Annotated in this window: 18 protein-coding genes; 13 read left to right on the top strand and 5 right to left on the bottom strand. The window is 66.2% G+C overall.

Features of this window, described 5'->3' with window-relative positions:
* Window positions 1-2 precede the first annotated feature (2 nt).
* Both WG902_RS20365 and WG902_RS20370 read right to left on the bottom strand, forming a co-directional pair.
* Window positions 3-1,052 carry a type II glyceraldehyde-3-phosphate dehydrogenase gene (locus WG902_RS20365; protein ID WP_340062035.1) on the bottom strand — a complete coding sequence of 350 codons (1,050 nt, stop codon included), beginning with the start codon at window positions 1,050-1,052 and terminating at the stop codon, window positions 3-5.
* On the bottom strand, window positions 1,049-3,475 hold the full coding sequence (locus WG902_RS20370; protein ID WP_340062036.1) for a heavy metal translocating P-type ATPase: 2,427 nt from the start codon (window positions 3,473-3,475) through the stop codon (window positions 1,049-1,051). The genes WG902_RS20365 and WG902_RS20370 overlap by 4 nt, the downstream gene beginning before the upstream one ends.
* Before the next feature lie 189 nt (window positions 3,476-3,664).
* On the opposite strand from WG902_RS20370, the gene WG902_RS20375 reads away from it, so the two are divergent.
* Together WG902_RS20375 and WG902_RS20380 are read left to right on the top strand one after the other, a co-directional pair.
* A complete protein-coding gene (locus WG902_RS20375) occupies window positions 3,665-3,961 on the top strand; it encodes a heavy-metal-associated domain-containing protein (protein WP_340062037.1) in 297 nt (98 codons plus the stop codon).
* Window positions 3,962-3,965: 4 nt separating this feature from the next.
* Window positions 3,966-4,403 carry a hypothetical protein gene (locus tag WG902_RS20380; protein ID WP_340062038.1) on the top strand — a complete coding sequence of 146 codons (438 nt, stop codon included), beginning with the start codon at window positions 3,966-3,968 and terminating at the stop codon, window positions 4,401-4,403.
* An 8-nt stretch (window positions 4,404-4,411) separates the two neighbouring features.
* Here the strand turns inward: WG902_RS20380 and WG902_RS20385 are convergent, their stop codons facing one another.
* Window positions 4,412-6,100, bottom strand: a complete 1,689-nt coding sequence (locus tag WG902_RS20385) for a hypothetical protein (RefSeq protein WP_340062039.1) — start codon at window positions 6,098-6,100, stop codon at window positions 4,412-4,414.
* Between the two features lie 85 nt (window positions 6,101-6,185).
* Entirely contained in the window at window positions 6,186-7,592 is a 1,407-nt protein-coding gene (locus WG902_RS20390; protein WP_340062040.1) for an SLC13 family permease, read from the bottom strand.
* A 205-nt stretch (window positions 7,593-7,797) separates the two neighbouring features.
* Here WG902_RS20390 and WG902_RS20395 point away from each other — a divergent pair, with 205 nt between their 5' ends.
* The 9 genes from WG902_RS20395 to WG902_RS20435 all read left to right on the top strand — a co-directional run bounded on the left by WG902_RS20395 (window position 7,798) and on the right by WG902_RS20435 (window position 17,984).
* Window positions 7,798-8,817, top strand: a complete 1,020-nt coding sequence (locus WG902_RS20395; protein WP_340062174.1) for a zinc-dependent alcohol dehydrogenase — start codon at window positions 7,798-7,800, stop codon at window positions 8,815-8,817.
* A 970-nt stretch (window positions 8,818-9,787) separates the two neighbouring features.
* Window positions 9,788-10,138 (top strand): hypothetical protein, encoded by a 351-nt coding sequence (locus WG902_RS20400; protein ID WP_340062041.1) that lies wholly within the window; start codon window positions 9,788-9,790, stop codon window positions 10,136-10,138.
* Between the two features lie 105 nt (window positions 10,139-10,243).
* Window positions 10,244-11,422 carry a TolC family protein gene (locus WG902_RS20405; RefSeq protein ID WP_340062042.1) on the top strand — a complete coding sequence of 393 codons (1,179 nt, stop codon included), beginning with the start codon at window positions 10,244-10,246 and terminating at the stop codon, window positions 11,420-11,422.
* The gene (locus WG902_RS20410) at window positions 11,419-11,979 is read left to right on the top strand and encodes a hypothetical protein (RefSeq protein WP_340062043.1); all 561 of its coding nucleotides are present in this window, start codon (window positions 11,419-11,421) and stop codon (window positions 11,977-11,979) included. Before WG902_RS20405 ends, WG902_RS20410 begins: the two co-directional genes overlap by 4 nt.
* Complete coding sequence (locus tag WG902_RS20415; RefSeq protein WP_340062044.1) at window positions 11,976-13,088, top strand: efflux RND transporter periplasmic adaptor subunit; 1,113 nt, start codon at window positions 11,976-11,978, stop codon at window positions 13,086-13,088. The genes WG902_RS20410 and WG902_RS20415 overlap by 4 nt, the downstream gene beginning before the upstream one ends.
* 7 nt (window positions 13,089-13,095) lie before the next feature.
* Window positions 13,096-16,209, top strand: a complete 3,114-nt coding sequence (locus tag WG902_RS20420; RefSeq protein WP_340062045.1) for an efflux RND transporter permease subunit — start codon at window positions 13,096-13,098, stop codon at window positions 16,207-16,209.
* Window positions 16,210-16,251: 42 nt separating this feature from the next.
* Window positions 16,252-16,623 (top strand): hypothetical protein, encoded by a 372-nt coding sequence (locus WG902_RS20425; RefSeq protein WP_340062046.1) that lies wholly within the window; start codon window positions 16,252-16,254, stop codon window positions 16,621-16,623.
* Entirely contained in the window at window positions 16,623-16,976 is a 354-nt protein-coding gene (locus tag WG902_RS20430; protein ID WP_340062047.1) for a hypothetical protein, read from the top strand. Before WG902_RS20425 ends, WG902_RS20430 begins: the two co-directional genes overlap by 1 nt.
* Before the next feature lie 120 nt (window positions 16,977-17,096).
* Window positions 17,097-17,984, top strand: coding sequence for a cation diffusion facilitator family transporter (locus WG902_RS20435; protein WP_340062048.1), 888 nt, complete (start codon window positions 17,097-17,099; stop codon window positions 17,982-17,984).
* A gap of 193 nt (window positions 17,985-18,177) precedes the next feature.
* Here the strand turns inward: WG902_RS20435 and WG902_RS20440 are convergent, their stop codons facing one another.
* Window positions 18,178-18,507, bottom strand: a complete 330-nt coding sequence (locus tag WG902_RS20440; RefSeq protein ID WP_340062049.1) for a DUF4148 domain-containing protein — start codon at window positions 18,505-18,507, stop codon at window positions 18,178-18,180.
* Window positions 18,508-18,668: 161 nt separating this feature from the next.
* Here WG902_RS20440 and WG902_RS20445 point away from each other — a divergent pair, with 161 nt between their 5' ends.
* Window positions 18,669-19,346, top strand: a complete 678-nt coding sequence (locus WG902_RS20445; protein WP_340062050.1) for a heavy metal response regulator transcription factor — start codon at window positions 18,669-18,671, stop codon at window positions 19,344-19,346.
* Window positions 19,343-20,716 (top strand): heavy metal sensor histidine kinase, encoded by a 1,374-nt coding sequence (locus WG902_RS20450; RefSeq protein WP_340062051.1) that lies wholly within the window; start codon window positions 19,343-19,345, stop codon window positions 20,714-20,716. Before WG902_RS20445 ends, WG902_RS20450 begins: the two co-directional genes overlap by 4 nt.
* Window positions 20,717-20,870 lie beyond the last annotated feature (154 nt).

Below are 20,870 nucleotides of genomic sequence, written 5' to 3' on the forward strand. Positions count from 1 at the left end.
GGTCAGGCGCGACGCAGCAACGGGATCCCCAGGCTTTCGTCGGTCGCGGCGATAGAGCTGCCCGCATCCGGCTGGTGTCCCGACAGCGCGCGGATCGCATCGATAGTCTCCGGGATCACGATCGCCTGGTTGTCGACCATGTAGTTGAAGAACACTTCATCGCCTTGCACCGTGACCAGGTCCTCCCAGAGACCCACTTCGTAGAGATCGGCGCGGGAGCGGCCCAGGTCTGCCATCCACTCCTTGACCACGTTGATGGCCCCGAGGCCATCATCTGCGCGCAGTAACGCGATCCGGCTGGAACGAGCAAAGGCTTCCAGCACCTGTTCCCTGCTGGTCGATCGGGTGAGCCGAACCGACCATGAGTGCACGTGCGCCAGGTTCTCGGGCACGGCGACGGCCATCGTCACGAGGTCCAGGTCAGGCAGCACCGTACGTGCATCCGGACCCTGGTGGCTGGGTACCTTTGTCTCCGGGACCATGGTGTTGATCATGCCTCCGACATGACTGTCGACTGGGTCCGTGGCGCGCCGCAGGAGCGTGCCGCGAGCACTGTGCAACAGCCCAGCGTCGCGCAGTGCTCCTAGGGTACGCACGATGGAGGTGGTGTTGCAGGAGACGACGCGCGTGGCGCGCCGGCCCAGTGCGGACACATAGTTCGCTTCCGCCACGAAAGAGTGCCCGGCGGCTTCGTGCTTCTCGCCGCCCTGGAGCACGTACCGCAAGCCGGCCTGCCGGTACATCTCGACGTTGCCTGCTGCCACCTTCTTTGGGGTGCAGTCGACCACTACGTCTGCCTGGCGCAGCAGCGTGTCGAGGGTGCCTTGCACTTCCAGGCCGCGCTCCCGCATCTGCTCCAGCGCGTCCGGATTTCCTGCGTAGAGAGCATGCCCGCGCTGCCCCGCCGCCTTCACGCGCCAGTCGGACTGCACGTCTGCCACGCCTACGAGCCGCATGTCGGTCTGCCGCGCGACTGCGTCCGCCACGCGTTTGCCGATGACGCCGTATCCCACGACCGCCACCCGCACGAGCAATGAGTTCTGCGCGTTCATGCTTTCTCCTCGAGCACAGGCGACATGTTGCCTGTGCGCTGCCCGCCGTCTGCAACTGGTGCGGGCTGGTGGCGCTTGATGCCGGTGAGCTTCATTCGCTTGAGCAGCAGCGCGTTGATGGCGACGATCGCCGAGCTTCCGGACATCGAGAGGGCCGCCACCTCCGGCGACAGTGTGAACGGGTACAAGACACCGGCCGCGAGCGGGAACGCGATGGTGTTGTATCCCACCGCCCACCAGAGGTTCTGGTGCATCTTGCGCAAGGTCGCGCGTGACAGCTCGATCGCGCCGACCACGTCCAGGGGGTCGCTCTTCATGAGGACGACTTGGGCGCTTTCCATGGCCACATCCGTCCCGGCGCCGATGGCAAAGCCCACGTCTGCCTGCGTGAGCGCCGGCGCGTCGTTGATGCCGTCACCCACCATCGCCACCTTGTGTCCCTGTTTCTGCAGCTCCTTGATCTTGTCCGCCTTCTGCCCGGGGAGCACGTCCGCCAGCACGATGTCGATGCCCAGTTCGCGGCCGATGCGCTCGGCAGTCGCCTGGTTGTCCCCCGTCAGCATGGCGACCTTGACGCCGCGCTTCTGCAGGGCCTCGATCGTTTGCCGCGAGGAGGGACGTACTGCGTCAGCGATCGCGATCAGGCCGACCAGACGCCCCCCACGTGCAACGTGCACGACTGTCCGACCCGCGCCCTGCAGGCGCGCCGCGTCCTGCGAGAGGCTGCCCAGCTCGATGCCGTTGGCCTGCATCAAGAGCCGGTTGCCCAGGAATACGGTGTCACGGCCGACGTCTGCCCGCGCCCCCTGGCCATCGATGTTGGTGAAGGCGCTGGCTGGTTCCGCAGGCATCGCGCCTTGCTTTTTGAGGATCGCGAGTGCCAACGGGTGTTCGGAAAACTGCTCGACTGCCGCCGCCGTGGCCAGCACGAACTGTGGATCAATGCCGGGAGCTGCGACCAGGTCAACCACGTCCGGCTGCCCCATTGTCAGGGTGCCGGTCTTGTCGAAGACGACGACGGTGAGTTTCGTGGCGTTCTCCAGCGCCGCCGCATTCTTGAACAGGATGCCATTCAGGGCACCGAGTCCGGTTCCGACCATCACCGCCATCGGCGTGGCGAGGCCCAGCGCGTCGGGGCAGGCGATCACGAACACGGTGATGGTGAGCGTCAATGCGAACAGCAGCGATTGACCAAGGACCCAGTACCAGACAGCGAAGGTGCCCAGGCCGATGACGATGGCGGCGAGTACCAGCCACTGGGACGCGCGATCCGCGAGCAGCTGGCCGGGTGCTTTGGAGTTCTGTGCTTCCTGCACAAGCTTGACGATCTGCGCAAGTGCCGTGTCGCTGCCCACCTTGGTTGCCTGATAACGGAAGCTGCCGCTCTTGTTGATCGTGGCGCCGATCACGACATCGCCGGGTCCCTTCCTGACGGGCATGGACTCGCCGGTGAGCATGGACTCGTCCACCTGCGAGCTGCCTTCCGATACGACTCCGTCCACCGGCACCTTGTCTCCCGGCTTTACGACCACGGTGTCCCCCAGCAGCACCTCGGACGTCGGCAACTTCAGCTCCGCGCCATTTCGCAGCACCGTGGCCATCGGGGGTGCAAGATTCATCAAGGCCTTGATGGCGTCGGAAGCTCCCGCGCGAGCGCGCATCTCCAGCCAGTGGCCCAGCAGGATGAAGACCAGGAGAGTCGCCGCCGCCTCGTAGAACACATCCCCTTCGTACAGGAAGGTCGCACCGATGCTGAACAGGTAGCCGGTTCCCACGGAGAGCGCCACGAGGGTCGCCATGTTGACCACCCCATTGCGCAGCGCGCGCCAGGCCGCGACGTAGAAGGGCCATCCCGGGTAGACAATCGCACCAGAGGCGACGACGAAGAGGAACAGCTTGCGATCCATCCCGAACGGCACGGCGAAGTCGCCGAACATCGCTCCCATGGGGGAGTAGAGGAAGACGGGGATGGCGAACGCCAGCGCGACGAAGAAGCGGTTGCGCATGTCGCGCACCATGTCCTCCATGGAGCCGGAGCCGTGCCCCATTTCGTGCATCATGTCGTGGTGACCTTCTGAGGCTGGTTGCGACTGCTGCTTCCCGCTCGCATGATGGTCATGCGCGTGATTCTGCGCCGCGGGTCCATGCTCGTGTAGCACGGCTCCCCGCGTCACCGGATCTGCCTCGCACAGGTGGCGTGGCATGGCCTCGCCCCGGCAGTGATGGCCGCAGTCGTCGATCAATTGCCGGATGCCACCGACTGAGGTATGGGTCTCGTCGAACGTGACCGTCGCCTCACCACTGACGGGGTTCACCGCCGCCGCGTGTACGCCATGTATTGCGCCAAGCTGTTTCTCGACGCCTCGGGCAGAAAGCGGCGAGAGCAGGTTTCCAACTTCAAATGTGGATGTCTTCTTCTTCACGGGGTGCCTTTCATGCGCGCCTACACGGCGCTCCGGGAGCCCATGGTGCCAAGCTGCACCTCGTTCCGATTGATCCGCCTCAAGTCCGCGAGCAAAGAACCCCCGCGTTTTCTCCAGCTCACTTGATCTTCCGCAAGTTGCACCCACGTGTGCGCCGTACTCTCGGACGACCAGCAACGAAAGGAAACCATGGAAGCACTCCAACTGAAGATTGACGGCATGACGTGCGGCTCCTGCGTCAAGGCTGCCACGCGCGCGCTGGCGGCAGTGCCCGGCGTCGAAGCAGTGGAGGTGCGGCTGCAGGAGGGCATTGCAACCGTTCGCGGCGGAGCCATCGCAGGCAAGTCCCCGGCGCTCATCGCGGCGCTGCAGGCGGCTGGGTACCAGGCACGATTGGCTGGCGCCGAGGCCGGTAGTCCGAAGCCGCACGCCGGCGGGAACTGCGGCAGCGGGCGGGCGGCGGGTGGCTGCTGCTGCGGGCGGTGATCCCATGAAACCGACCGCCATCAAGACGCCTGGACGAGTGACGTTCGCGGTTTTGCTTGTGGGGCTCGCCATTGCTGTGTGGCAGCCGCCAGCCAGCGCGCAGCAAGGGTTAGGCGCCTCCCGGACCAGCGTGGCACGCGAGGTCACGGTGACGGTCACGCCTGTGAAGCTGGCTTCTCTCGAATGGGAGTTCAAAGTCGTACTCGACACCCACGCGGGGGAGCTGACGGACGAGATCGCGAGCAAGTCCCTGCTGTTGGTGGACGGTAAGGCACGTCAACCGATTGCCTGGGAGGGCACCGGCAGCGGTGGGCATCACCGTGAAGGCATCCTGCGCTTCGCTGCCCCTGAGGGAAACGTTGGGAACATGGAGCTGCGACTCCAGCGGCCCGGAGAGCCGATTCCACGGGTGTTCCGCTGGGAGCTGCCGACCGGCCGGTAACAGACGCGCTATGCGCCGAATAGCGCGGAATGCATCGATGCGCGCTCCTTCTCGGTGGGAAAAGCCGAAGAATCCACATTCGACGGGCCCGAGGCGGCCCGCTCGGTAAGCGGAGGCTCTCCTGTTGGATCCAAATGACCCGTGGTGTCGAATTGCACCCAGCCGTACCATTCGTTCACAACCTCCTTCGGGTTGCTTCCCTCCATGCGCACGTACCAGTCTGCTGCGCGGAATGTCTGCCCGGCCAGGGCAGGGCTGGCCGCTTCCCCGCGTGCCAGGGCGACGTACAGCGAGTGCGGCAGCGGGTGCACGGCCCCGATGCTGTCGATGAGGAATACGAAGGATGCGTGACCGTCCCGGGCCTCGCTGCCGCACCGTGCGGTTTCGCCAGCGGCCAACGTGTACACGGGCGCGAAGCCGCCACCTGGCGTTCGGAAATTGGTGGTCTGCCCTTGGTAGAGCCGCGCTGCTGTCCATTGGACGTGGCCGGCATAGGCGTAGAGCCGCAGGTCGAACTTCATGGCTGTGCCCGTTTCTGGCGCCGCTGTCACGCGGGTGCCCGGCGCGACGATCTCCTGCGCCACGTAGCCGCCAGCAAGGATTTCCTGCCACACACGCTTCGTCAGCTTGTCGCCTCGGTATGCGGCACGGCTGCCGAAGCCGGCGAAAGGCTTGAAGAAGAGGTTGCGTCTTCGCTCCCAAAGAGCGTCCGCGTCTCGCACAGTGACAAGCGTGGTCGCGGGAATCGCCTGCCGCAGTACTGAACGCACATGCTCCGGTGTGCCCAGTCTTTGCAGCGCGGCGTCGTCGCTGAGGGTGATCAGCCGCCGCTTGTCAGCATATAGCGCGTGGGCCTGCGGGTGGGGCGTCAGCACGATCGCGTCCTGCAAGTACGCCTCCTTCAACGCTGCCGAACGAGCAGATTCAAGGTAGAAATCCGTCAGGCGGTTGTAGACGAGGTCGACTGTCTCATCACCATATCGGAGCACGCCATCAATCCAGGCGAGCTGGGACGGGTCCGAAATGAGAGCTCGGATGCCGTGGCGCGCCAGCAGCCGCTGCATGAGAAGGAACTCGGGATACAGATATTGCTGCTCCGGGCTATCGTCGACAATGGCGATGCAGCGCAAGGGCCGTGTGCGTTTAGCCAGGCGCCACTCCGATCGGAACATGCCGACGATGGCAGTTTCGAATGCCGCTGCTTCCGCCGCGCCGGGCTGCAGCCGCTGGATGGATCTGCAGCACTTGCGTTGCGCCCGCGCCAGCAGGGTGTTGACCAGCGCGCCCCCCGCATTCGTATTGATCTCGATGAGCCCCATGCGGCTGCCGCTCACGTGGAAATCGTACCCAAAAAAGACGCTGGCAGCGCCTTGGGGCGAGTGGCTGGCAATAGCGGGCGCCAACCGCAGCGCCTCTTCATGCCAGGCGGGCAAGGACACCACTTTCTCAATAGCGCCTACCACCTGCGTCATCCGCTGCCAATCAGCAAGAGAAATGAAGACCGGCCAACGGGCGAATGCCGTGGCCCAGGATGACAACACGCGTCGCGAGATGCCAAGGTCATCGAGTTCGTGCGTCAGGGCACCGGCGAGCTGGGCTTCATCGAGGGTCTCGCAGAAGCAGGCTCCGGAAAAGTCGCCGCCCTCCTGCGTGCCCTGGCCGCAAGCAGCGGTGGCATCAACTTCCGTATCTGTCATGGTCGTTCATGGGGTATAGGCATCGTAGTGAAGACTGGCTGCACGTGGCTGACCTGCACGAATTGCAACGCGATGGCCGCGGCCCTCACGTCCACAGCGAGTAGGCCCCGGTCGTGATGACCAGGATACAGGCGAGATCGAGCTTCCACCCACTGCGCATCATCACGACCTGGCTGACGCGACCCGTGCCGAACACCAGGGCATTTGGTGGGGTAGCCACCGGAAGCATGAACCCGCAGGATGCTGCGAGCGCAATTGCGGCAGCCATTGACAGCGGGGACATCCCGAATGCAGGGGCGAGCGGCATAAAAAGCGGAAGCGCCAGTGCGGCGCTTGCCGTATTACTCATCAGCTCGCTGAGGACCACCACGAACGCGACCACGCCCAGCAGCACCAGCGGGCCGGGCGCACCTTGAAGGACTTCCAGAAGCCGCTCCACCAGGAACCGGCTGCCTCCGCTCGCCGCCATCACCTCGCTGAGTGCAAGTCCCCCGCCGAACAACAACAAAACACCCCATTGGATCTCCTTTTCCAAGTCGCTCCAGGTAATCACGCCCGAGACGACGAGTGCTGCAACCGTTGCGAGCGCCACAACCGCATGCACGTCGGTGTGTACGCCCAGCAGCCGACCAAGGGGCCCTCCCGCAGCCCACCCGATGACGGCGAGGCTGAAGATCAGCGCCGTCCATAACCGCTCGCGGGTCCACTTGAACGCCACTGCTTCCGTTCGAGCGCGTCCGGCAAGGCTGGGTCGAAGCGTGGCGTAAAGCAGTGCGAGCATGAGCAGCCACATCGTGAGCGACAGTGGCGCCACCCGCACGAACCATTCCAGGAACCCGGCGCCAACTTGGGCAGCTGCCATCGCATTTGGCGGGGTGCTGACGATAGATGCCATGCCCCCCAAAGCCGTGCTGTACGTGACGGCAAGGAGCGTGAAGCGCTGTTCCCGCGGACCGATTGTGTCTTCCTGCGCATCAATCAAGCCCAACGCTATCGGCACCATCAGCATCGCAGCCGCTGTGTTGCTCATCCACATGGCTACCAGCGCCGTGACTGCCGCGAGCAGCACGATGCTCGCACCGCGGTGTCCCCGCGCCGCACAAAGCACCGAAAAGGCAAGCGCTTTTGCGAGGCCTTGCCTTTGCACGGCGGCGGCCAGAGCGAAGCCGCCAAGGAACAGAAAGATGATCGGGTGCGCGAAGGCGGCGAGGGCGGCTTGCGGCTGCTGCACGCCGGTTGACACCGAGAGGAGAGGGACCAGCAACGCAGTCGCCGCGAGTGCAATCGCCTGCGTCATCCACAACGCGCCGACGAGCACAAACAGTGCAATGCCGGAACGCAGCGGACCTGGCCCGGGCGTGAGCAGCCAAACCCCGCCGGCCATGAGGATGCACAGCATCAGTCGTCCGTACAGCACAGGACGCATCGCGGCGCCCGCGGCAGTTTTTGGGCCGTCAAACACTTGCCGAGTGCCCGATCCATTGAGGTTCATCAGCATATCCTGCGCAGCAGAGCGCCGGCACCACTTGATGCACGTCAACTGGCGGCGGCAAGCGAAACAGTCTTGTTGGAGATTTCGCAGCCCCTTCGGTGGAACTGTGGTCCGGGGATGATCCAAGTCAACCAGCAAACGCCGAACACCTCTAACCTGTCGCTTGTCCCGGTCAGAACTCGACAAGGAGAGTGAAGTGAATTCGATGAAGGCGGCGGTAGTTCGATCCTTTGGCCAGCCACTGCAGCTCGAGGATGTCCCGATTCCGGAGGTGCACTGCGGCCAGGTGCTGGTCAAGGTCGTTGCCTCGGGCGTGTGTCACACGGACTTGCACGCAGCCGACGGCGACTGGCCTGTGAAGCCGAAGCTTCCGTTCATCCCGGGTCATGAGGGCGTCGGGTACGTAGCGGCAGTGGGTCCCGGGGTGACCAGAATCAAGGAAGGCGATCGCGTCGGTGTGCCATGGCTTCATACGGCTTGCGGCCACTGCGAGCAGTGCATCACCGGCTGGGAGACTCTCTGCGACGAGCAGCAGATGACGGGGTACACGGTCAACGGCGGCTACGCAGAATACGTTCTCGCGGACCCTGCTTATGTCGGCCATCTTCCGGCTGGGGTCGGTTTTTCCGAGATCGCGCCGATCCTGTGTGCCGGCGTCACTGTGTACAAGGGCTTGAAGGTGCTCGACTGCAAGCCAGGCGACTGGATCGTGATCTCAGGCATTGGCGGGCTGGGGCATGTCGCCGTTCAATATGCCAAGGCAATGGGTTACCACGTGATCGCGGTTGACGTCGACGACGCCAAACTCAGCCTGGCGACACGTTTGGGTGCTGACGCGGCCATCAACGCAGCAAACACGGATCCGGTGCAAGAGGTGCAGCGTTTGGTGCGGGGTGCACACGGTGTGCTGGTCACTGCAGCTTCTCGACCAGCCTTTGCACAAGGGCTGGGGATGCTGCACAAACGCGGCACCATGTCGCTGGTGGGCCTGCCGCCCGGCGATTTCCCGCTCCCGATCTTCGACGTTGTCCTCAATGCCAAGACTGTCCGCGGGTCGATTGTCGGCACCCGGAAGGACCTGCAGGAAGCGTTGGCCTTCGCCGGAGAGGGCAAGGTTCGCACGGTCTACACTGAAGAGCCGCTCGACCAAGTGAACTCCGTGCTGGGTCGGCTTCGCTCTGGGGAAGTGGAGGGCCGGGTGGTGATGCGGGTTTCAGGGGGCTGAGTCGGGCTGGCATTGTCGGGCCGCGTTCCTCCTCTCGTCCGGGATCGTCCACGTGCAAACACCTGCGAGGTCGGACGTGTTTAGACTGCCGCATGTCGATGTCACCGCGCACCCGAAAAGTCACACTAACCGCACATCTCGTCAGTTCTCTAGGGTGGTTCGGTGCGCTCCTGGTGTTCCTCGCGCACGCCGTCGCGAGCTGGAGTAGTCCTGATGCAGAAGTGGCGCGCGGTGCGGCGGTGCTGGACCACTGCCTCGCCCTCCCGACGGCGACACTGAGGTAAACCAGGGAGAGGACTGGTTCGACTACGACGACTTCCGATTTCGGTTCACCGCCCTCGCAAATTGCGACAACGACGAGTGCAAGGAAGCCGCTACGGTCGTTGGTCACGGCACCCTGCATGAGAATCCCGATCTCGGAAGCACAGCAGATGGACTACTTGGCGTTGTTTGCGCCGAACTATGTCTGCCCCTCGCCCTCGCTGATCGGGATTCCGCATGCGCGCCAGAAGCCATCGTTGCGCAGATTCGAAAGGCGGATACCGCCCAGTGGGGAGATTTCGATGCTGCCTTAATGCACCTCCGGAGTGCAGTTGAGCGATTGCTGGACGCGCAAGATGTGGTTACGACCAGGACGACGGCTAAGGGGCGCAGCCGGTTGTCGTTACACGAGCGCATCGAGTTCTTTCGCGCTGCCCATGTGACCGAGGTTAGGCTGATCACGTCGATCAACACTGCCAAGGGCCCCTCAAGGTAGCGGCGCCGCGCCGACGGCTGCATACCAACGCAATGGCCCAGCGCCGGCCGTCGGCCGATGACCGCTGACCGCTAACCGCTAACCGCTAGCCGATAGACGCTAACCGCCGACCGCTGAGCCGGGCCCGATCGTCGGATGGCTCCAGGTGCTCGACAGTTGTTTCTCCCCGATTTCGTTGGCAGAGCGCCAGTACGAATAGAATCGATACCGCCGATGAAGCGTTTGCTGTTGCTGTTGCTCGCGTTCGTACTGCCCCTACAAATGAGCTGGGCGGCGGTGCACTTCTGCGACGACGAGAAGCTGGTGGCCCACGCGGTCGCCGCGGCCGAGGAAGGCGCGCACGCCGCGGTTGCGGACGAGCAGTCCGACGCGAAGGCCGAGAAGATCGCCGACGCATGCTGCGGGGCGGCGCATGGCTGCCACGGTTTGCATCACCTCATGGGACAGGCGGACCCCGCGTTCACTCCGACCGCCACCACCCAGATGCCGGCTCCGTCCGGCGCCGCGCCGCCGCTCTCCGAGGCCCAGTCCCGGATCGAGCGCCCGAATTGGTCCGCCGCCTGACGGCGGGCCGCGACAACACAAACCCTTCCCCTCGCGGTTCGCCGAAGCAGTCGTTCGTTTCGACTTTCGGAGAACTCAATGCTTTTTTCCTCAGCGCGGCCGCGCATGGCCGCGATCATGGGCCTATCCGCGCTCGCCTTTTCGGTCGGCGCGCAAACAGCCCGCCCCACGCTGCGCGACGCCGTTGACGCGGCATGGAGCCTCAGCCCCCAAGCGCGCGCCCTCGCCAACCGCCAGGCTGAGCTCGACGCCCGGGCGCGGGCCGCGGGATCCTTCTTGGCCGGAGCGCCCACCGTCTCGCTCGCCCACAAGGCGGGCCGCGGCGCCGCTAGCGGAGCGCAGGAGACGGAGGCCGAGATCTCGGCTCCCCTCTGGCAGCCCCGGCTGCGCTCGGCCACCGCCAGCCAAGTCGAGGCCGACAGGGCGGCTCTCGCCGCGCAGATCGCCTCGGGGAAGTTAAAGCTCGCGGCCGAAGCGCGCGAGCTGGCCGCGGCCGCCGCGTTGGCCGAGAGCCAACTGGAACTCGCCGGCCGCAAGGTGGCCGAAGCGCAGGCGTTGGCCTCCGACACCGAGCGGCGCGTGAGGGCCGGCGAGAGCGCCCGGGTCGACGCACTGCGAGCGAGCTCCGCGCTTCGCGAGGCGGAGTCGGCCCGAGCGGGCGCCGAGGGGGCGTTGGCGCGCACGCTGGCGAACTGGCGCGCCCTCACCGGGCTTCCGCAGGCGGCCGCGCTGGACGAGGCCCAAGGCCCGGAAGGCGCCCATCCGCTGGTCCAGGCCGCGGAAGCGCAAGCGCGCGCGGCGCGCTCGAAGCTCGAAGTCACCGAGGCCGACCGGCGCGACCCGATGGAGGTCGGCGTCGGGGTGATTCGCGAACGTCCCGGAGGCGGAGCGGCCTCCGAGAGCGCGTTGAGGATCTCTCTGCGCGTGCCCCTCGGGGGCGACATCCGCAACGGCGCTCGGATAGCTGCGGCGCGCGCGGAGCTCGACGCGGCCGAGGCCGAGCTCGACGCGTCCAGGCGCTTGGCCACTTCCGAGCGCGAGGCTGCCATCTCGGAGCTCGAAGCCGCGCGCCGCTCGGAACGCCTGGCGTCGGAGCGCGAACGATTCGCGCGCGAGGCCCAAGAGCTCATCGCCAAGTCCCACCGGCTGGGCGAGACCGACCTTCCCACCAGGCTGCGCGCCGACGCCGAAAGGTTCGAGGCCGAGCTCGCGCGAGCCCGCGCCTCCATCGAGGCGCGCCGCGCCCTGTCCAAACTCAATCAGGCCAACGGGTCCATGCCATGAAAAAGAAACTCGCGCCCGCCCTCCGGGCGACCCTCGCGTCCCTCGCGCTCGCGTTCGCCGCGACCGTTCCCGCCTTCGCGGGCGAAGGCCACAACCACGACGCCGTCCCTGCCGGCGCGGAGGGCCAGGCCAGCCCGCGCGTTCAGGCGCATTCGGACCTCTTCGAGCTTGTCGGCATCGTCGAGAACGGGCAGATGACGGTGTATCTGGACCGCTACGCCACCAACGAGCCGATCGCCAACGCCAAGATCGAATTCGAGGCAGGCGTTCAAAAGGGGGTCGCCAGTCCCCAGACCGACGGCACTTACCTGATCAAGTTCGACGCGCTCTCCAAGCCCGGCGAGATTCCCTTCTCCTTCACCGTCGCGGCCGGCTCCGACACCGATCTGCTCGCCGGCGAGCTCCACATCGAAGACACGCACGGCCCCGAGGAGGCGATCGGGCGCCCGTGGGCGCGCTGGGCCGGCATCGTCGCCGCCGTTTTGGCCGCCTTGGCCGCCGCTTTATTCGCCCGCCGCCGTTTTGCTAGCCGGCGCGCCCAAAGGACTCTCGCATGAACAAGAACATCAAACCCTTCGCGATCCTCTTGGCCGCGCTGCTCTCTCTCGCGCCGGCTTGGGCCGGCCCCGAGCACAACCACGGCGAGTCGACCCCGGCGGCGACCGGGAACGCGCCCAAGCGCTTGCCGGACGGCAGCGTGTTCCTGCCCAAAAACTCCCAGCGCCAGCTCGCGGTGCGCACCGTCGTCGCCGAGGAGCGCTTGACGCCGCAGTCGGTGGAGCTCACCGGGCGCGTCCTCATGGACTCGAACTCCGGGGGACGCGTGCAGCCGACCCAGGCGGGGCGCGTCGAAGCGGGCCCGCGGGGACTGCCGCGGCTCGGGCAGCGCGTTCAAAAGGGCGAGGCGCTCGCCGTCGTGCGCTCCTCGGCGTCCGCCATCGAGCGCGGCAACCAGCAGTCGCAGAGCGCGGAGCTGCGCGCGCAGCTGGATCTCGCGCGGCGGCGCGTCGACCGTCTGTCCCAGCTGGAGGGCACGGTGCCGCAGAAGGACATCGAGGCGGCGCGATCCGACGTCGTCAGCCTCCAGCAGCGCCTTGCCGCCGTGAGCGCGTCGGTCTCGGCGGTGGAGACCCTCACCGCTCCCGTCGCCGGCGTGGTCTCGGCGATCAACGTCGTAGCCGGCCAGGTTGTCGACGCGCGTGAAATCCTCTTCGAGATCGTGGACCCCTCCAAGTTGATCGTCGAGGCGCAAGCCTTCGACGTGGCGCTGCTTAGCAACATCGGAGCGGCCAGCGCCGCTCCGGCGCTAGGAGTCTCGGTGCCTCTGAGCTTCATGGGGGCGGGCCGCGCGCAGCGCGAGGGCGCGATCCCGTTGCAGTTCCGCACGACCGGGTCCGCGGAGATCCCCATGGCGGTCAACCAAGCGGTGAAGGTCCTGGTGCACACCAAAAGCATGGTCAAGGGGGTCGCCGTCCCCGCCGCTTCGGTCGTGAAGAGCGCGTCGAACCAGGACTTGGTCTGGGTGCACGCAGGCGCCGAGACGTTCCAGGCGCGCCCCGTGCGCGTGGCGCCCTTGGACGGCGCGACCGTCTCCGTCGTCGACGGCCTCAAGGCTGGCGAGCGCGTCGTGACCCAAGGCGCCGCCTTGGTCAACCAGGTCAGGTGAGGCGCGGATGTTCGACAAGCTAGTCAACTTCTCGCTCCACAACCGCCTGATCGTGGCGGTGGCGGCCGCCGTGCTCATGTTCTACGGGGTCTTCACGCTGGCGCGCATGCCCGTGGACGTCTTCCCCGACTTGAACAAGCCGACCGTCACACTGCAGGCCGAGGCCGGCGGCATGGCGCCGGAGGAGGTCGAGCAACTCATCACGGTGCCGTTGGAGACCGCCATGGGCGGGATCCCGGGTGTGGAGAGCATCCGCTCGGTGTCTAGCGTCGGCCTGGCCTTCGTCTACGTCACTTTCGATTGGAAGACCGACATCTACCGCGCGCGGCAGATGGTGGGCGAGCGCCTCTCCACCGCCCGCGAGCAGCTCCCGGCCGGGGTCGAGCACGTGGGCATGGGTCCGGTGAGCTCCATCATGGGCGAGATCATGTCTGTGGCGTTGCCGATCGAGCCCTCCAAGATCAGCGCGATGGCGGTGCGCGAATACGCGGACTTCGTGATCCGCCCCAGGCTGCTGACGATTCCGGGGGTCGCCCAGGTCGTGCCGATCGGGGGCGAGGTGCGCCAATACCAGGTGCAGCCCGACACTGCGCGCATGTCGGCGCTGGGGGTCACCATCGAGAACGTTGAGGACGCGCTCAAAGGCTTTTCCTCAAACACCAGCGGCGGGTTCCTCGAACTCAACTCCCGCGAATACTTGATCCGCAACATCGGGCGCACGACCCGCATCGAGGACTTGCAGCGGCTCCCGGTGGCGTTCAAGAACAACCAGCCGATCAGCCTGTCGCAAGTGGCGACGGTCGCCTTCGCCGCGGCCATCAAGCGCGGCGACGCTGGCTACAACGGCAAGCCGGCGGTAATCCTGGGAATACAAAAGCAGCCGGACGCTGATACGGTGAAGCTCACGCAGCGCGTGGAGGAGGCCCTCGCCGGCTTCAAAAAGAGCCTGCCGCCTGGCATGGGCGCTCCCATCGTGACGATGCGCCAGGCGAGCTTCATCGAAGCCTCCGTGAACACGCTGCAAGGAAAGTTCCTGGCCGCCGGCGCCGTGGTCGCCGTCATCCTCTACCTGTTCTTGATGAACGTGAGGACGACGATCATCGCGCTCACGGCGATCCCCCTGTCCGTGATGATCACGGCGCTGGTCTTTCAATACTTCGGCTTCTCGATCAACACGATGACGCTGGGGGGACTCACGATCGCCATCGGGGGGCTGGTGGACGACGCAGTGGTGGGCGTCGAGAACGTGCTGCGCCGATTGAAGATGGACAGAAGCGGGCACCCGGAGCGCCGCATGGGGCCGTTGGAGCTCATCGCCAAGTCCACGCTTGAAGTGCGATCCGCCATCGTTTACGCGACGGTGATCATCGTCCTGGTGCTGCTGCCGCTCTTCTTCCTGCCGGGGATCGAGGGGCGCCTGATGCAGCCTCTGGCGGTCGCCTACATAGTCTCGCTGCTCGCGTCGATGCTCGTGTCCGTCACGGTCACGCCGGTGATGTGCTACTACCTGCTGCCGAAGATGAAGTCGCTCGACCACGGCGACAGCAGGGCGCAGATCTGGGTCAAGGCGCGCTACGAACGCGGGCTCATGAAGGTCCTGGCTTTCCCCAAGCGCTGGATCGTCGCCGGAGCCGTGGCCACCGTCATCGCGGCCATCGCCGTCCCCTTCTTCCCGACGACGTTCCTGCCACCGTTCAATGAAGGCGTGGCGCTCGTGGGACTGAGGCTGAACCCGGGCACCACGCTGGCCGAGACAACGCGGATCGGCGCGGTCGCGGAACAGAATCTGCGAAGCGTTCCCGAGGTCGAGCACGTGGGCAGGAGATCCGGGCGCGCGGAGCTTGACGAACACGCCGAGGGCGTGCACGTGTCGGAGCTGGACGTGAAGCTCAAACGTAGCGAGAGGAGCGTCGAGGAGATCTACGCGGACCTGCGCTCGCGCGTGTCTTCGCTCCCCGCCGCCATCGGCATCGGGCAGCCGATCAGCCACCGCATCGACCACATGCTCTCTGGCGTGCGCACGCAGATCGCCATCAAGATCTACGGGGACGACCTCGACGTCCTGCGCGGGCAGGCCGAGGCGCTGCGTCAACGCCTGGCGCGCCTTGAGGGCGTGGTGGATCTCGAAGTCGAGAAGCAGGTTCTCACGCCTCAGATAAAAGTGCGCGTGGACTACGACAAGGCGCTGGGCTACGGGCTTCCCCCCGCCAAGCTGCTGCGCGAGCTGCAACTGATGATCGACGGCGAGAAGGTCTCGCAGATCGTGGAGGGCAGTCGCAGGTTCGACCTGGTGCTGCGCCTGCCGGAGGCCTCTCGCGGCATGGAGGGCTTGCGCAACCTGATGATCGACACGCCTGGCGGGCGCGTGCCGCTATCGCAGCTCGCGGTGGTGGAAGAGTCCGACGGACCCAACCAGATCAGCAGAGACGACGGCAGGCGGCGCATCGTGATTTCGGCCAACGCGCAGGGCCGCGCTCTGTCCGACGTCGTCCAAGACATCCGCGCGGCGGCGAACGACACGAAGCTTCCCGAGGGCTACTTCGTCACCATCGGCGGCCAGTTCCAGGCGCAGGAGGAAGCGAGCCGCCTGATCGGACTGCTGTCGATCGCCTCGGTGGCGTTGATCTTCCTGATCTTGTTCTCCCGCTACAAGTCGGCGGTCCTGGCCACGATCATCATGGCCAACATCCCGCTGGCGCTCGTGGGAGCCGTCTTCGGGTTATGGCTCTCGGGGCAGCCGCTGTCGATCGCGGCTCTTGTGGGCTTCATCACGCTCGCGGGCATCGCGATCCGCAACGGGATCATGAAGGTCTCGCACTACGTGAACCTGTGCGCGTTCGAAGGCGACTCCTTCGGCGACAAGATGCTCGCGCGAGGCTCCCTCGAGCGGCTCACGCCGGTGCTGATGACGGCCCTGGTCGCCGCCCTCGCGCTCTCGCCGCTCTTGTTCGAAGCCGACCGTCCGGGCACCGAGATCCTCCATCCGGTGGCCGTGGTGATCTTCTCTGGACTCATCACCTCGACTCTGCTTGACTCGTTCTTGACCCCGGCGATGGTCAAGCTCTTTGGGCGCAAGCCTATCGAGAACCTCGTCGCTCAATCGGGCTCCGAGGCCTACTGATCCCGCCCTCCCATCCATCCATCAACCAACCAGGAGATATCCATGAAAGTAAAAGCCATCCTGCTCGCCGCGGCCATCGCGCTCGCCGGGCCCGTCTTCGCCGGCAAGGACGACCACTCCGCAAAGCACGGCGGCATCTTTGTTGAGACCAAGGCGCTCGACTTTGAAATCGTCGCCAAGCCCGACGTCATCCATGTCTATGTCGCCGACCACGGCAAGCCTGTGAAGCTCGACGGCGCCAAGGGCAAGCTCACGCTGCTCAATGGCAGCGAGAAGACGGAAGTCGACCTCGCGCCGGCCGGCGACAAGCTCGAAGCCAAGGGCGCCTTCAAGGTCGCCAAGGGCACCAAAGGGATCGCGTCGGTGACTCTTGCTGGAAAGTCCGCCGCCACCGCCCGCTTTGAGGTGAAGTGATGACGGCGCGCGTCATTTTGGCGCTCGCAGCCGTCGCCGCCCTCGCGGGCTGCGCCTCCACGCCAGTGTTCGAAGGCGGACGGGCCTGGAACGAAGGCTGGCGCGAGGGAAAAGTCGAGAAGGTCGGCAACGCTTCGGAGTTGGGTTACCGGCAGTCCTACGACTGCCGCTATCGCAACGACGGCGCCGGGCGTGAGGCGACAGGTCGTTTCGCCGTGGTGGCCGTCCGGAACATGGGCAAGCACCGCCACGTCGTGGCTCCGGTCGAGGCGGGCAAGGAGCCGGCCGTCGGCTCCCAGGTGTTGGTCAACTGGCGCGGTTGCGAGTCGCCGATCGCGCGAAACGGCAAATGACGACCCTCTCGCCCGCAGGCGCCTTCCTACCCTCCGCGGGCGAAGGGCGCCTGCATGTCTGACGGACACAGCCACGGCCCTGGCCCTCACGCGCATGGCGGCAGCAGCGGCAACCTCAAAGTGGCATTTCTGCTGAACCTGGCGTTCACGATCATCGAGGTGATCGGGGGGCTGTGGACCAACAGCATTGCGATCCTCAGCGACGCGGTGCACGACCTGGGCGACTCCATTTCGCTCGGACTCGCTTGGCGCTTGGACCGGCTGTCGCAGCGCGGGCGCACGCCGCGGGACACTTACGGCTACCGACGCTACTCGCTGTTGGGCGGGCTCATCACGGCGGCGGTCTTGATCGTGGGCATCTCGTTCGTCCTTTGGAGCGCGTTGGGGAGGCTAGTGGATCCCCAGCCGGTCAACGCGCCGGGCATGATGGCGCTGGCGCTGATCGGCATCGCCTTCAACGGAGCGGCGGTGCTGCGCGTGCGCAAGGGGTCGTCGCTCACCGAGAGGGTCGTGAGCTGGCACTTGCTCGAGGACACGCTCGGATGGGTGGCGGTGCTCATCGGCGCTGGCGCCATGGCGATCTGGGATTTGCCCATCCTCGATCCGCTGCTGTCGATCGGCATCTCGCTGTTCGTGCTCTGGAACGTGCTGCGGACGCTGCGCAAATTCGTGGGCATCTTCCTGCAACGCACGCCCGCCGGTTTCGACTTGGAGGAGTTCGAGGCGGCGGCGCGCGCGATCCCCGGCGTGTCGGGAGTGGCGCACACCCACAGCTGGTCGATCGACGGCGACAGCCACGTGCTGACCACCCACCTCACCATGCCCGCGGGCTTGGCCCGCGACCAAGTCGCTGGGGCCAAGCAGGCCGTCAGGGATCTTCTCGACGCGCATGCTTTCGAGCACGTCACCGTCGAGGTCGAGCTCGAAGGCGAGGAGCAGGGTCATCGCGGGACCAAGGGAGTGGAGGAGGGCGGCGCGCAATCCGCGCCGGAGCCGCATGCGCGCTAGCGTTCTCGCGCACGTTGTGGGGGAAGGCGGGGCAAAGTGCATGCCGCTTCTCGCCAACGGGTGTCGGCGACGGAGGAGAGAGTCCCAGAAGCGAGGGGACTCGAGCGTCGGGGCGCTTCGCAGCGGTCCGCGCGCGCCGTGGCGCGAAGAAGCGATGGCGGGCGCCGGCAAGGCGCCCGCGCGGCCAGCGGCGTCAGTCCATCGACACCGGCGCGCCCAGGCGACGCGCGTTCCAGGTCGGGTGCTTCTGGGCGCGCAGCAGCTCGGCCTCGACCTCGGCGCGCGTCATCTTGGACTCGAAGCGGGTGGGCGTGGCGCCCACCCGCATCTGCGCCCAGCCTGGCTGCGCCTTCGCGGCCATCAGCTCGGCCCGCACTTGCTCGCGGGTGAGGCCTTGCGTGGCGTGGTCGGGATGGACCGTGTAGCCCATCTCGCTGTTCGCCCCATGCAGCACTTGCCCGGCGAAGGCGGGAGCCGTCAACGCGGCGCAGGCGAGGGTAGCGAAGAGGGTCTTGGCTTTCATAGGAATCTCCTTGGTGGTTTCTCGCGGCGCTTCGAGTCGCTAAGGCGATCTCGGAACCGCGAAGCCAAGTTTGCAAAACCAACCTCGACGGCACGCGGACATCAAAATTACAAGCGCGCAATGGTGGCCCTGGTCGCCGGCGCGGCGGAAGGGCGCGGGCCATGAAGCTGTTGGTCGTCGAGGACGAGGCCAAGCTAGGCGCCTACCTTCGCAAGGGGCTCGGCGAGCAAGGCTTCGTCGTCGACGTCGCTCGCGACGGCATCGACGGGAGGCACTTGGCGCTGGAAGGCGAGTACGACTTGATCGTGCTCGACGCCATGCTCCCAGGCATTGACGGATTCGCGGTGCTCTCGGCCATTCGCCAAGCCAAGAACACGCCAGTCTTGATGCTCACCGCGCGCGACGCGGTAGAGGACCGCGTGCGCGGGCTGCGAGCCGGCGCGGACGACTACATGGCCAAGCCCTTCGCCTTCTCCGAACTGGTGGCGCGAGTCGACGCCCTTCTGCGCCGCGGCGGCGGCGCGCGGACCGAGAAGAGCCTGTTTCGCGTGGCGGACCTCGAAGTGGATCTGATCAAGCGCAGGGCCGTCCGGGGTGGGCGCCGCCTCGACCTCACGGCCAAAGAGTTCGCCTTGCTCGCCTTGCTCGTGCGACGCGGCGGAGAGATTCTCTCGCGCACCGTGCTCGCCGAGCAGGTGTGGGACATGAACTTCGACAGCGACACCAACGTGGTGGAGGTCGCGGTGCGCCGCCTGCGCTCGAAGTTGGACGATCCTTTCGAGACCAAGCTGTTGCACACCGCGCGCGGCATGGGCTACGTCTTGGAGCTGCGCGAATGACGCCAGGGGGCCGGCCATACTCGCTGGTTTGGAGACTTTCCTGGCTTTTCGCCGCCCAGACGCTGCTCGGTTTCGGCGCCCTCAGCGCCGCGGTCTACCTGGCCTCGGCGGCGCATCTTGATCGCAAGTCGGAGGTCGAGCTCGAGCGGAAGGTGACGCTGGTGAGGAGCCTTGTCGAGGAAGCGGCGAGCACGGGCGACCAAGAGGCCATGCGCCACAAGCTCGGCGAGTTCTTCGACGCGCACGAGGACTTGCGAGTCATGTTGTTCGACGCCAGCGGAGCGATCGCGTTCCAAAGCGCCACGAAGGCCGGCAGCTCGGCTCGCTTGACGGCCCGCTTCGACGTTCCGGCAGGCGCCGCTGGCGCGCGCCTCGCCTCTGGCTTCATCGAGATGGACCGGACGGACGACGAGAAGCTCCTGACTGGCCTGGCCGGCCTTCTGGTGGCCTCCACGCTCGTCGGAGCTTTCCTCGTTTCTGCGTCCGGCTTCTGGCTCACGCGCCGGTCCATGCGACCCTTGATCGGTCTGGCTCGCCAGACGCGCGCCTTGGGAGCCGGGCGGCTTTCGGGCTCGCGCCTGAGCCTCGATCGCCCCGTCGTCGAGCTCACGCCTTGGATCGACGAGTTCAACGCGCTTTTGGGGCGCGTCGACGGCGCCTATCGGCAGCTCGAAGCGTTCAACGCGGACGTGGCGCACGAGCTGCGCACGCCGCTGACGACTTTGATGGGCCACACGGAACTGGCGCTGCGCCGCCCCCGCGATTCGGTCGCTCTGCGCTCAATTCTGGAATCTAACTTGGAGGACCTCCAGCGGCTGGCCTCGATCGTCAACGACATGTTGTTTTTGGCGCGCGTCGACGGCGGCGCGCTCGCGCGGGCCACCGCCCACGCCTCGCTGTCGGAGCAGGTCCGCGCGACGATCGACTTCCACGAGGCGGCGTTGGCCGAGGCGGGGTTGGAGGCGCGCTCGGGCGGGGAAGCGCGCGCATGCTTCGACGCCGGTCTGATTCGCCGCGCCCTCTCGAACCTGCTCGGGAACGCCATTCGGCACTCGGCTCCAGGCGCGTCGATCACAGTGTCCATCGAGGAGGACGCCTGCGGCGCTCGAATCGGCGTGTCCAATGAAGGCGCCGAAATCCCGCCGGACGACCTGAATCGCATCTTCGACCGCTTCTACCGAGGCCAGGAGTCAAGGTCCGGAGGCGACGGGCGCCACGGACTTGGCCTGGCGATCGTCGCAGCCATCGCCAAGATGCACGGGGGCGAGACGTTCGCTCATAGCGGCGGCGGCGTCACGACCGTCGGCTTTACGCTTGGGGAGGTCGGTTCGCCGCGCGATAGCCCAGAGCCGACATGCGCCCTGCCTTGATGAACCTGCAAGTCGGGCTGCCCCACCTGCTGATATGGATTGCGATCGTGGGGATTCTGGTCGCAGGCTGCTTCTTCTTTCGAAGGTCGCGCCGTTGCCATCCGAAAGTCGCGCAGCGCGAGTCCTCTTACAGCGCGAGGCTTGAACGACGCAT

The organism is Ramlibacter sp. PS3R-8, from assembly GCF_037572435.1.
GTDB lineage: Bacteria > Pseudomonadota > Gammaproteobacteria > Burkholderiales > Burkholderiaceae_C > Ramlibacter.